The sequence below is a fragment of the Streptomyces aureus genome (assembly GCF_001418135.1).
Classification (GTDB): Bacteria; Actinomycetota; Actinomycetes; order Streptomycetales; family Streptomycetaceae; genus Streptomyces; species Streptomyces aureus_A.
On sequence record NZ_LIPQ01000445.1, the window covers coordinates 1 to 11,893 of the forward strand.

Consider the following 11,893-nt stretch of genomic DNA (forward strand, 5'->3'; position numbering starts at 1 on the left):
CTCCGCGAAGTTGTCGCCGGAGAACGGCTTACGGCCGGTCAGACACTCGAAGAAGGTCGCGGTCGCCGCGTAGACGTCGGCCGCCGGTGAGGCGGGAGCGCCGTTCCACTGCTCGGGCGCCATGTAGGCGGGGGTTCCGGCGACACCCGGTCTGGCGCCCCGGCCGGCCGCGATCCCGAAGTCGACGAGCTTGGACGACCCGTCGGCGGCGACCAGAACGTTCTCGGGCTTGTAGTCGCGGTGCACGACGCCCGCACGGTGAGCGGCGGCGAGGCCCAGGAGGGAGCCCTTGAGCACGACGAGCGCGGCCTCGGGACCGGTCGACCCCTCCCGCGCGATGAGGGCCCGCAACGCGACGCCGTCGACGAGTTCCATCACGATGGCGGCGCCCCGCGGCGCCTCGACGTACTCGTAGAACCCGACGACATGCGGAGTGTCCAGGGTCCCGAGCAGCCGGGCCTCGGACCGGAACCCGCGCACGAACGCCTCGTCCGAACGGAACCGCTCACTCAGGTACTTCACGGCGACCGGCATACCGGTCTCCTCGTGCGTGGCGAGCACCACGCGCCCACTGGCGCCGGCACCCAGCTCCCGGGCTTCGGTGTACCCCGGCACCACCCATGCGCCCATGTTCGTCCCCCTGACGCCGTGGCCGACTTTCCCCCTGACAGGGACAGATTCTGGCCACGCCCGGTTCCCCGGGGAAGAGGGCAACCGGGCGCGCCGCCGATCCCGGCCTACGGAAGGGGCCCATGGGAAGCCGGAGGCCCGGGGGCAGTACGAACCGCGCGTGGACGCGCCGGAACCGGCCCCGGGACGAAGGCCGTAACAGCAGTCGGGAGCCGGCCTGGGCGGCGACCCGGTGGACCTCTGTGGCCTTCCCGCCAGGGGTTCGGGCTCACTCAGGCTGTGGCTTTCCCGCCAGGACCGTTTCGCGGAAGGACGCCACCACAGGCCGGAGATCGACCCGGTGCCAGGCCGCCCACAGCTGCACCGAACCGTCGTACCAGGGGAGCTCCCGTACGACGATGCCGTCGGTCGAGCCGCGCACCATGCTCTGCTGGACGAGCGCGAGGCCGAGTCCGGAGGCGACCAGGCCCAGCGCCGTGAGGGCGTCCGCGGCGTCGAGGCGGATGTCCGGGGTGAATCCGGACGCGGTGCACGAGGCGACGAACGCGTCACGCCACCCGGGGGCGTGGGAGTCGCCCACCGCGATCCACGGTTGACCGTCCAGGTCGTCGGGGGCCACGTCCTCCCGACCCGTGAGGGGATGGTCCTCGGGCAGCGTGAGCAACAGCGGGTCCCGCAGCAGGGGCGCGGCGTCCAGGTCCGGATCGTCTTCGGGAGGGGGCGTGCGGACGAGCGCGATGTCCAGGCTCCGCTGGCGCAGGCCCTCGAACTGGTCGGCCGACTCCTGGTCGTACAACGCCACGTGGATGCCCGGCCGCTCCTCGCGCAGGGTGCGCAGGGCCGTCGGCAGGACGCCCGTGTGCATGGCGTCGGCCACGTATCCGATGCACAGCCCGCCTTCCTCGCCCCGGCCGAGCCGTCGGCCCAGGTTCTCCAGCCGGTCCGCGTGCCGCAGCAGAGCGCGGGCCTCGGTCAGGAAGACATGACCGTCCGAGGTCAGCCGGATGCGCTGCTGGCTGCGCTCGAAGAGGGTGAGGCCCAGGCTCTTCTCGAGCTGGGCGATCTGCCGGCTGAGCGGCGACTGGGAGATGTGGAGCCGTTCGGCGGCCCGCCCGACGTGCTCCGTCTCGGCGACGGTCACGAAATAGCGGAGTTGTCGCAGGTCAAGCATGTGGGACCTCAAAGGACTGAAGTGAGCCCGAGTAAGTCTTGGACAGTCTCATGTACGGATCCTAACCTCGGAAGCACAAGGCAGACGGATCGTCCATTCACTGGTAATCAGTCTCATTCTGAGCAAAAAGGATCTTTCATGACCATCGCGTCCCTCCTCCCCGGCGCCCTCGGCTTCGGCACCGCCCCCCTCGGCAACATGTTCCGCGCCATCCCCGACGACGAGGCCGCGGCCACCGTCGAAGCCGCCTGGACCCAGGGCATCCGCTACTTCGACACCGCCCCCTTCTACGGCGCGGGCCTCTCCGAGATCCGCCTGGGCGACGTGCTCGCCCGGCATCCCCGCGACGAGTTCGTCCTCAGCACCAAGGTCGGCCGTCTCGTCCTCGACGAGATCGAGGACCCGACCGCCCGCGACCTGGGCGAGAAGGGCGGCCTCTTCGAGCACGGACGCCCCAACAAGATGGTCAACGACTACAGCGCCGACGCCACGCTGCGTTCCATCGAGGACAGCCTGAAGCGGCTGAGGACCGACCGCCTCGACATCGTGTGGGTGCACGACGTCGCGCAGGACTTCTACGGGGACGAGTGGCTGGCCGCGTACGAGACCGCCCGCACCGGCGCCTTCCGCGTCCTCCAGCAGCTCCGCGACGAGGGCGTCATCAAGGCCTGGGGCCTGGGAGTCAACCGCGTCGAGCCCCTGGAGCTCACCCTCGACCTCGACGAGCCGAAGCCCGACGCGTTCCTCCTCGCCGGCCGCTACACGCTCCTCGACCATGACCGCGCCCTGCAGCGCCTGCTCCCCGCCGCCGCGGAACAGGGAGTCGACATCGTCGTCGGCGGGCCCTACAGCTCGGGCATCCTCGCAGGGGGCACGCACTTCGAATACCAGAAGGCACCCGCGGCCGTCATCGACAAGGTCGAGCAGATCAAGGCCGTCGCCGATCGCCACGGCGTCGGCATCAAGGCCGCCGCCCTGCAGTTCTCCCTCGCCCACCCGGCCACCGTCGCCGCGATCCCGGGCGCCACGAAGCCCAGCCGCATCGCGGAGGACGTCGCCGCCCTGGAGGAGACGATCCCTTCCGCGTTCTGGAGCGAGCTCCGGGCCGAAGGGCTCATCGCGGGGGACGCACCCTCGCCGGCTCCCACCGCCTGAACTTCCTCCCTCCACCGTCCGACGGACCTGTCCCGCATTCCCCCGACGTCCCCTGATCCCCGCCCTCTGCAGAACCCGACAAACTCGACAAACCAGACAGACCAAGGAGAACCCGTGGCCACCACGACCGCGACCATCGACATCCCCGCGTCCCCGGACAGCGTCTGGCAGCTCATGGGCGGCTTCGACTCGCTCCCGGAATGGCTGCCCTACATCCCCACCAGCAGCCTGGGGGAGGGAGGACGCGTCCGGACCCTCACCAACGAGGACGGGGGCGTGATCGTCGAACGCCTCGAGTCCTTCGACGACAAGGCCCGCAGCTACAGCTACTCCATCCTCCAGGCCCCGTTCCCCGTCACCGGCTACCTCTCCACGCTCCGTGTCCACGCGGGACCGGACCGGGCCACGGCCCGTGTGGAGTGGACCGGCACCTTCACACCGGACGGCGTCCGCGACGAAGAGGCCATCGCCCTCTTCCACGGCATCTACCGGGACGGCCTGACCGCGCTTCACCGCACGGTCACTTCACGCCTCTCCCGAGGGACCTCGTGACGGCCCGACGTCCCCGGCCCCTCGCCCGCGGAGACGCGGGGGAGGGGCCGGGCGGCGTTACGACCGGAGTGCCGTGCCATGGCAGGAACGCACTTCCTGGGTGGTGCCCCGGCCGTCGTGACGCGCCGGCGGGTCCTACTGATCCAGTACGGCGGCGACGGCCTCGATCTCGACGAGCTGGTCCTTGTAGCCGAGCACGGTGACGCCCATCAAGGTGCTGGGGACGTCGTGGTCACCGAACGCGTCCCGGACGACCTCCCAGGCGGCCACCAGATCCTCCCGCCGGGCCGATGCGACGAGGACCCGTGTGCTGATGACGTCCTGGAGCGACGCGCCGGCGGCAGCGAGAGCGACCCGCATGTTCTCGACGGCCTTCGACGCCTGGCCCGCGTAGTCCCCGACCGCGGCCGTCGAGCCGTCGTCGTTCAGGGGGCACGCCCCGGCGAGGAAGATCAGGCGGGACTCGGCGGGTGCCGTGGCGGCATAGGCGTACTCGGCGACGTCGGACAGTGCGGCGGAGCGGATCAGGGTGATGGCACGAGCCACGGTCGGCGGGTCCTTTCCAGCGGGTGCGGAGCGCGGACATCCTGCCAACGCCACGCCCCCGGCGCCTCTCCTTTTCTCGCTGCCCCCACTGCGCTTGTTGCCCTCGCACGGCTCAAGAGGACCGACGGTCGGCTGCGCGGCCCGTCAGTCCCCGTCCGTGGGGCGGAGGGTGACCAGGTCGTCGCCGTCGCAATAGGTGAGTCCCACCCAGGGACCCTCGCCATGGCCGGCGAAGGCCCGGCAGTCCGATGTGCCCTCCCAGAGGACGCGATCCTCGTAGCCCAGCAGGAGCAGGCGTCGGCCGTCCTGCCAGAACCTGTTCATGAGGAGGCGGGCGGCGGGACTCAGGTCGCGCGGGCGCAACGGCCGGTCGGTCTCGTCCAGGGTCCGGTCCGGGCGGCCGGGCGCGCGGAGGATCTGGTTCATGGTGCCGTCGGTGACGAGGTACTCGCCCGGGGCGAGCCGCCGGGAGTAGGCCAGGGTGCCGGTGTAGTGCGGGACGACGAGGGCTCCTCCGGCCTCGGGCAGCGCCAGCCCGTAACCGATGAACAGGGGGAGAGTGCGGTCCCACCGGCATCCCGTACGCGGGTCGCGAGGTGCCTGGGGCTGGTCCCACACGAAGGAGCGCTGCCAGTCGTACTCCTCGTGACCGTCGTACTTGGCGATCCGCCAGGCGACGACGGTGGCGCGACAGCTGCCCTTGGCCGGTTCGGTGGCCATCGTGACGTGCCCGCCGTTCTGGGTGATCCGGTCGATGGGCCCGCGGGGCATCCGGAGGCCCGTCATCCAGGTCGGCCGGCCGTTCTCCGGGTCGAGGGTGGCGACGCGGCCGGGGGTGACCAGATAGGGCAGGCAGCGGTGGACGTCGGAGGGCCGTTCGACGGCGAAGGCGTCGGCCCGGCAGCCGTCCAGGACCCGGACCACCCCGGACTCCGTGCGCGTCCACTTGCGTCGGCCCGACCAGGAGTCCCATCCGGTCAACCGGCAGGACCCGGGGCGGCAGTCGGCCACCAGCACCGTCGCGAACCCGCTCTCGTACAGGAACACCCGGCTGCCCGGCGGCAGAGCGTGCCGCCAGGCCAGTCGCCCCTGATGCACGTCGAGCCCGGCGACAGCGGTCGGTCCTCGGTGGCCTTCGCGTCCGCCGACCAGCACGACCTTGTGGTCCTGGACCAGCGCGGAGTGTGCCGCGCCTGGTTGTCGTGAGGTCAACGCGAACTCGTCGGGCAGTGTCAGCCGCCAGCCCTGGCGTTCCGGCCCCTTCAGCCGGACGAGCGTGCGCCCCTGGCCGAGCAGCCCCGCCTCGGTGGAGTTCACCACCCAGGTGCCGTCGGGCCCCGGCCGTACCGGCGTCCGCACGCGCGAGGCTTCCTCGGGGACCGCCGAACCATCGCCGAACATCGGCCCCTGCGGGGCGAAACACCCCGTGACCAGTAAGGCCAGTACCCCACCCAGCAGCCACCGCCACCCTCGACGCCGCATCGCACCCCCCGATCCGCGCCCACGGTAAGGCTGCCGCCGACCTCTCCGCCCCCTCTTTCCCCTTTCGTGACGGCCTCGTTGCCACCCTTGCCTCGGCGTCGTAGCCGTGCGGCCGGCACTCGTCTTCGTCGGCGTGAAGACGCGGAAGGCGCCCGAGTACCAGGAGGCCGGCTGACCGACGGGCCCCCGAGGCGCGCCAGGGAACCGGTGGGCCGGTGGGCCTGGGAGCTGGTGAGCCCGGGAGCGGGAGCGGGAGCGGGAGTGGGAGCGCGAGCGGGGAAGCGGGAGACGCGAGCTACAGGCGATCCGTGCGCACGCGGCGAGGCCACGGTCGCCGTGACGCGCGGGAGGTACGGGTAGTCGGTGCAGCCGTTCTCGCCGCCCCCGTGTACATCAGGCCTTCCTCGCGGACGGGGTTGACGGGGGCGCCGGTCCGCAGGCGTTCGACGAGGTCGGGATTGGCCAGGAAGGGTCGGCCCGGGGAGATGAGGTCGGCTCCGGCGGCGAGGAGACGTTCGGCGGCGTGGCGGCCGCCGTCCGCGGGCAGGGGGCTGCCCCAGCCGAGCACCGGGTTCGCGATGAGGGTGCGCGGCCAGGCCTTGCGGATGTCCTGGAAGAGCGGCTGGGCCGGGTCGGCGAACACGATGTGCAGGTAGGCGGAACCGATGTCGTTCAGCGCGGTCACGAGGGCGGGGCAGATGTCCTCGGTGTCGCCTTCCTCGATGCCGTTGACGGTCAGACCGGGTGCGAGCCGCACACCCACCCGGTCGGGGCCGACCTCGTCGGCGACGGCCTGGACCACCTCGACGACGAAGCGGATGCGGTGGGCGACCGATCCGCCGTACGCGTCGGTGCGGTGGTTGGTTCCCTCGGCGAGGAACTGGTGCAGCAGGTAGCCGTTGGCAGCGTGCACCTCGACGCCGGCGAAGCCCGCGTCGACGGCCTTGCGGGCCGCGGCGGCGAAGTCGGCGACGGTGGAGCGGATCTCCTCGACGGTCATCTCCCGCGGGACGACGGCCGTTCGGCGGCCGGTCGCCGTGTGGATCGGCTCGGGCAGGGGGATCGGCGAGGGAGCGACGGCCGACCCGGCCGCCGTGCTGCAGCTGGAGGAACATCTGCCCACCGGGCGGCGTGCACGGCGTCGGTGACCTGCCGCCACCCGGCCACGTGGGCGTCGGTGTGGATGGCGGTGATGTTCGGGTGGGTCTGGCCGACGGCGTTCGGCGTGGAGGCCTCGGCGATGATCAGGCCGGCGGAGGCGCGCTGGGAGTAGTAGGTGGCCATGAGGGGCAGCGGGACGACGTCGGCCGTGGCGCGGTTGCGCGTCATCGGCGCCATGACCAGGCGGTTGGGGAGTTCCAGCGGGCCGAGGTGGGCGGAGTCGAAGAGGCGGGATTCAACCGGATATCCGCTGCCTCCCCCTCCTTCCCGGCCGCCCCTCGCACGGAGGCGACGCACGTCGCCGTGTGAGAGGCGCACCGGCACCATGGTCGGCCGGCGTCGTGCTCACCGGCGAGGGCATTCCGGTCTCGGACTCCCGCGACGGCTCAAGGCCGTAGCCCGATGCGTCCGAGTGCGACCGCGCTGAGGTCGGCGATGGCTTCCCGGTCCCCCTGACGCCAGGCGTCGGCCCATCCGCCCGGCGGTGCGGGCAACTTGGCGAGGGCGCCCGGCGGACCCGTCAGGGCGCGCAGGGCGAGCAGGTCGGCGCCTCCGGGAGCCTCGGCGAGGCGGCGCAGGGTGCTGCTGCGCCGGATCCAGAGGAGGCGCGGCGGGAGCCACAGCAGCAGGACGACGAACACCGGAATGACGATCAGGGCCGTCGTGACGACGTTGGCGACCTGGCTGACGGTCTCCTGGAGGGAGACTCCCGCGTCGGCGAATCCGGCGCCGGCGTCGGCGGCGGCCTGGAGGGGCTTCTTGAGGACGCCGCCGATCAACGGCACATCGGACGCCGCGTCCCCCGCGTTGCCGAGCTCCTCGGCAAGGCGGTCACCGGAGCTCTCGACCCTGCGGCCCGGTTCGGCCAGCAGCATGATCGTCTCGCGGACGACGAGAGCCGCCCACACCGCGACGGCGATCAGGGCCACAGCGATCAGGTCCACGAGCACCTGAAGGTTCCGGCGTGCGGCTGTCTGGGCGTAGAGGCGCAATCGATGACTCCCGTTCGAGTCGTGGCGTCGAGGAGGTCCGGCCGGTCGTCGGATTCAACCCTTCCACCGCGCCCCACGGGCAAACCTGCGACACACGGGGCGCACGGACGCACCAACGGGAAAGCCGGGTGGCACGGCACACGACTGCCGCGACTGCCGCGGAGCGGGTCCCTGCCGCAGTGGCAGCGGCCTACGCTGGGGGTGTGCCGAGCGGATTCCGTGACCGCGACCGCTCGCCGCTTCTCGGGTGGCCCGGTGCACTGTATCCGCCATTCGGGCGTTAGGTTAGGCTGACCTTGCCTGACGTGCGGACCCGGGCGTGCGGGTGAGGGTCCCGGTGCCTCAGGTGGGAACGCAGAAGACGGAACGGGCAGAGGCAGGGCGCAGGTGAGAGACAGCGAGCGAGCTTGTGCGCGTCGTGCGCCCGGCGAAGCGGGGCGCCCCGAGGATGTGACGTGGGACGCGGGTTTCGTCCCCGCGCCCGGGACGAGGCGCCGTGGATGAGATCGCGCTCACGGCCGGGGCCCTCTACGTCATCGTCCTGCTTCGCGCCGGAGGGACGTTCGCCGTCGGGTGGCTCGCCGGTGCCGGTGCCCGTCGCAGCAGATTCGCCGGGCGGATCTCTTCGGAGAAGTTCGGGCGTGCGGAGCGGGCGATCCAGCGGTGGGGCGCGCCGGTGGTGGCCGTCTCCTTCCTGACCGTCGGTTTCCAGACCGCCGCCAACTTCCTCGCGGGCAGCATGCGCATGCCGTTGCCGCGCTACCTGCCCGCCCTGTTCGTGGGCGGAGCCGCCTGGGCGCTGGTCTACGCGACTGCGGGGCTCGGGGCGCTCAAAGTGCTGGGAAGGCTCTTCGCCGAGCAGACGGCCCTAGGGGTGTCCGCCGTGGCAGTCCTTGTCCTCGCGGGGTGCGGGGTGGTGGTGTACCGCAGGAGAAGGGCGGTCCCGGCCTCCGCCGACCCCGTGGCCGACGAATCCTGAGCCGTCCCGCGAGAGCGGGTGGACACCGGAGTCGGAGGCGTGCGTCACGATCATCGGCCTGACGAGAGCGTGGCGCTGGATCAGACGAAACGCCAAGGCAGGGGTCCTGTCCCCGGCGCCGGCAGGGAGGGTCCCGGCTGCGCCGAACACTCGGAAGACTCAAGCTGCTGCGGGCGGCGAGCCCGCGGCTGTCGCTCCGTAACGGCTCTGCGCGCGCGAAACCCCCGGAAGGCAACCTCCCGGGGGCTTCGGCTCAGAGGCGCGAACCGTCAGTGGGCCGCGGCCGGCTTCGGGCTCGGGCCGTAGGCGTTCTGGTGCTGCTCGCCTTCGGTGGCAAGGAAGACGACCAGGATGATGCCGCCGACCACCGGTATCAGGCCGAAGAGGACCGACCAGCCGGAGCGGCCGGTGTCGTGCAGGCGACGGACGGTCACGCCCAGGTGCGGCAGGAGCACCGCGAAGAAGTAGATCGGGTAGAGCAGTGGGAAGGTGCCTATCGCGAGGTCGACCGTCGCGACGATGATCACCGCGATGATGTTGAACAGGAAGAACATCCAGTGTTCCCTGCGGCGTGCACGTCCACTGAACACCACGTACTTCTTGAGGACGTCGAGGTACCAGTTCACTTTTTCCCCCATTGACCAGGTATTGCGAGCGGGAGCCTGTCCCTGTGGAGCACGCCGTGAGATCGCGTTCTCGGAGGCGGGTACGGCAGCTGCCGACTGCCGTCCGAGTTCCCCGGTGAGGCGCTCCTGCAGGGCAGCGCAGCGCTGCGAAGCGTACGTGCGGCTCGAACGCCGGGCGCAATAACAGGCCAGTCAGGGAAGGAAGTTCACGTTCTCCGGGGCTGAGGGAGGCGCGTTCCGCAGCATGCTGTTGGGACAATCGAGCAGGCGCCCGTGGGCAGCGAGGTGGATTGCCGGCAGATCGGTCCCGTGGGCTGCAGGCGCAGGGTCGCGTGGGGATATCCGCGACTTCCTCCACCAGGCCGGGCTGCTGTACCCCACCCAAACGGGAGCCCCACTGAAACCGCGCGACCGGCGCCAAAGCAGTCAGCGAGGAGCGCCGCAACCTGTGCGAACAACGGCAGGAATTCGACCACGCTCGTACGGGGCGCCGAACGGCCCGCTGCTGTCGGCGCGAGGAAGCGGTGGCCTCGGGGGGAGAAGGCGGGTGGTAGCTGGTTCGTTCTCAGGCTGTGACTGTGAGGAGGTCGACGACGAAGATGAGGGTGGAGCCGGCCGGGATGAGCGGCGAGGGTGACTGCTTTCCGTAGCCGAGGCGCGGGGGGATGATGATCTCGCGTCGCCCGCCGACCTTCATTCCCCTGATCCCTCGGTCCCAGCCTTTGATGACTCTGCCGCCACCCACGGCGAACTTGAAGGGCCGGCCGCGGTCCCACGACGCGTCGAACTCCTTCCCGGACTCGAAGGTGACGCCGACGTAGTGAACCTGGACGACCCTGCCGGGCTTCGCCTCGCTGCCGTCCCCGACGATGAGGTCCCGGATCGTGAGCTCGGTGGGAGGTTCACCCTCGGGCAGGTCGATCTCGGGCTTCGTCGCTTCACTCATCGCGGCCTCATTACTCGTCGCCGGAGGCCCGGGTATGGACCGGCCGGGCGCGTGGTCGCTCCACGCGTCGGATGGTCACGTTACCGAGAATGCCGACCCGGGGAGTACGACGAATCCCACCGTGCGCGGCGCGGAGCCGGCATCCCACACAGGGGTCGGCATCGGGCCCGCTCGCGTCCGAGCCGGGCGTGTGGCTCTCCTTGCCGAGGCTGAGCCTGAGCCTGGGCCTGAGGTCCGTGCATGCGCTGACGTCGTCGAACGGCGGCAATCAGGAAGCGTGGATGAATCGAGGGCCTGTGGGTCTGTCCGGCATAGGTTCCTGGCGTGGTGGTCGCCGCCGCCGCCGCCGGCGACGGACGGGCTGGCAGGCCTGTCACTCCGTCGGGGTGAGATCCGCCCACAGGGCCACGGCGTCGGGCGAGAGCGGTGCGACCCCTGCCTCTTCTCCTGGCGCCGTGCCGTCCTCGTCCCACCACACGCCCTGGCCGGAGGCCAGGACATGCCCGTCCTCGCCGGTCTGCCAACTGCCGCGCAGGACGTAGAACACCCCGGCGTGTCCGGACGGCGGCAGGACACGCCCGGCGACCCGCTCCACCCGAGCCGTCCAGTGCCCGCGCCGCACCATGATGTTCAGCACCCGGCAGCCACCACTGGGGATTTCGGCGGAGAGCGCGAGATCACCGGAGAACGCGAACGGCTCGCCCGCGCGGGCCGGCAGCCGCTCGAACACCCCGGGGGAGGTCAGCAGAACACCGTCGCCCGCCAGCAGGGTGAGTGTCCGGTCGACCCCGCCGAACGCCGAGAACGGCCCGTCCCGGTCGATGTCGGCGACACTCGCGCGCCACCCGAAGTCCTCCGCGCCCATGGGCCGGGAGGCGATCTCCCTGGTCGCACCGCCGCCGTTGCGCCAGACGCCCGGCGTCAGTGTCTCGACATCGAAGTGGTGCATGGGCGGGCTCCTGAACTGCGTGCGGTACGGGTACGGATACCCCTGGTGGGCGACACGGCCCAGCGGCGGCACCTGCGCTGGAGGGCGACGCCGAGTCCGCGTGGTCAGGCGTCGGCGCCGGGGCGCACCAGCGCAGTGTATGCGGCCCCACCCGCCCTACCGGCGCTCGTAGCGAGCGGCGACCGCCCGCCGGTGCTTCAGAGGTTGAACGCCCGCTCGACGATGTCGCGCTCCCGCAGCGGTCCTCGTCGAAGCCGTGCCGGGTGTCAGAGGTGGCCGTCGAGGAACTGCCGGACCTCGGCGCCGGTGGAGGGCCCCGCGCCGTGCGCCACCGGCTCGCCGTCCTTCAGCAGGACGTAAGAGGCGGCGCCGGTGATCCCGTACCGCTCGGTGACCGCCGGACAGCGTGTGATGTCGGTCCGTACGGCCGTGAGGCGGCCCGCGTATTCGTCGGCGATGCCACCGACGACGAGGTCCATCGCCCGGCAGGGCTCGATGGCCTTGGGCCATGTCCCGGTGAAGTACGCGAGGACCGGGACCGCGCTCATTCTGAGGATGAAGTCGAACTCCGCGTCCTCACGGGGCTGGTGAACCCGCTTCGCCATGGAAGCTCCTGACCTTGTGTTCCGTCTTTCCACTCCATCATCCCCCGCGCGGTGAGGCGGGCCGGCCAGGACGCCGGGCCCTCCCCCCCCCCCCTCCCT

General features: G+C 71.3%; 12 protein-coding genes and 1 pseudogene. 3 read left to right on the top strand and 10 right to left on the bottom strand.

The window, feature by feature from the left end; all coding sequences use genetic code 11:
* Together AOK00_RS30185 and AOK00_RS30190 are read right to left on the bottom strand one after the other, a co-directional pair.
* A partial coding sequence (locus AOK00_RS30185) for a serine/threonine-protein kinase (protein WP_159041876.1) occupies window positions 1-630 on the bottom strand: 630 nt, incomplete at its 3' end.
* 268 nt (window positions 631-898) lie between these two features.
* Window positions 899-1,801 (bottom strand): LysR substrate-binding domain-containing protein, encoded by a 903-nt coding sequence (locus AOK00_RS30190; protein WP_055603395.1) that lies wholly within the window; start codon window positions 1,799-1,801, stop codon window positions 899-901.
* 138 nt (window positions 1,802-1,939) lie between these two features.
* Here AOK00_RS30190 and AOK00_RS30195 point away from each other — a divergent pair, with 138 nt between their 5' ends.
* On the top strand, window positions 1,940-2,956 hold the full coding sequence (locus tag AOK00_RS30195) for an aldo/keto reductase (RefSeq protein WP_055603396.1): 1,017 nt from the start codon (window positions 1,940-1,942) through the stop codon (window positions 2,954-2,956).
* A 114-nt stretch (window positions 2,957-3,070) separates the two neighbouring features.
* Entirely contained in the window at window positions 3,071-3,508 is a 438-nt protein-coding gene (locus AOK00_RS30200) for an SRPBCC family protein (RefSeq protein WP_055603397.1), read from the top strand.
* Window positions 3,509-3,643: 135 nt separating this feature from the next.
* Here the strand turns inward: AOK00_RS30200 and AOK00_RS30205 are convergent, their stop codons facing one another.
* The 4 genes and pseudogenes from AOK00_RS30205 to AOK00_RS30220 all read right to left on the bottom strand — a co-directional run bounded on the left by AOK00_RS30205 (window position 3,644) and on the right by AOK00_RS30220 (window position 7,641).
* On the bottom strand, window positions 3,644-4,054 hold the full coding sequence (locus AOK00_RS30205) for a RidA family protein (protein WP_055603398.1): 411 nt from the start codon (window positions 4,052-4,054) through the stop codon (window positions 3,644-3,646).
* A gap of 144 nt (window positions 4,055-4,198) precedes the next feature.
* Window positions 4,199-5,413 carry an outer membrane protein assembly factor BamB family protein gene (locus AOK00_RS30210; protein ID WP_055603399.1) on the bottom strand — a complete coding sequence of 405 codons (1,215 nt, stop codon included), beginning with the start codon at window positions 5,411-5,413 and terminating at the stop codon, window positions 4,199-4,201.
* A 470-nt stretch (window positions 5,414-5,883) separates the two neighbouring features.
* Window positions 5,884-6,874 (bottom strand): annotated as a pseudogene (locus AOK00_RS30215) (alkene reductase); the annotation flags it as partial.
* Window positions 6,875-7,083: 209 nt separating this feature from the next.
* Window positions 7,084-7,641, bottom strand: a complete 558-nt coding sequence (locus AOK00_RS30220) for a hypothetical protein (RefSeq protein WP_254047559.1) — start codon at window positions 7,639-7,641, stop codon at window positions 7,084-7,086.
* A 544-nt stretch (window positions 7,642-8,185) separates the two neighbouring features.
* On the opposite strand from AOK00_RS30220, the gene AOK00_RS30225 reads away from it, so the two are divergent.
* A complete protein-coding gene (locus tag AOK00_RS30225) occupies window positions 8,186-8,668 on the top strand; it encodes a DedA family protein (RefSeq protein ID WP_055603401.1) in 483 nt (160 codons plus the stop codon).
* Window positions 8,669-8,937: 269 nt separating this feature from the next.
* On the opposite strand, the gene AOK00_RS30230 is transcribed toward AOK00_RS30225, so the two are convergent.
* From AOK00_RS30230 to AOK00_RS30245, 4 genes are all read right to left on the bottom strand, one after another.
* Window positions 8,938-9,294 carry a DUF805 domain-containing protein gene (locus AOK00_RS30230; RefSeq protein WP_055603402.1) on the bottom strand — a complete coding sequence of 119 codons (357 nt, stop codon included), beginning with the start codon at window positions 9,292-9,294 and terminating at the stop codon, window positions 8,938-8,940.
* Between the two features lie 565 nt (window positions 9,295-9,859).
* Window positions 9,860-10,240 (bottom strand): FKBP-type peptidyl-prolyl cis-trans isomerase, encoded by a 381-nt coding sequence (locus AOK00_RS30235; RefSeq protein ID WP_055603403.1) that lies wholly within the window; start codon window positions 10,238-10,240, stop codon window positions 9,860-9,862.
* 373 nt (window positions 10,241-10,613) lie between these two features.
* Entirely contained in the window at window positions 10,614-11,189 is a 576-nt protein-coding gene (locus tag AOK00_RS30240) for a HutD/Ves family protein (RefSeq protein ID WP_055603404.1), read from the bottom strand.
* Between the two features lie 266 nt (window positions 11,190-11,455).
* Window positions 11,456-11,794, bottom strand: coding sequence for a thioredoxin family protein (locus tag AOK00_RS30245; protein ID WP_055603405.1), 339 nt, complete (start codon window positions 11,792-11,794; stop codon window positions 11,456-11,458).
* Window positions 11,795-11,893: the final 99 nt, after the last annotated feature.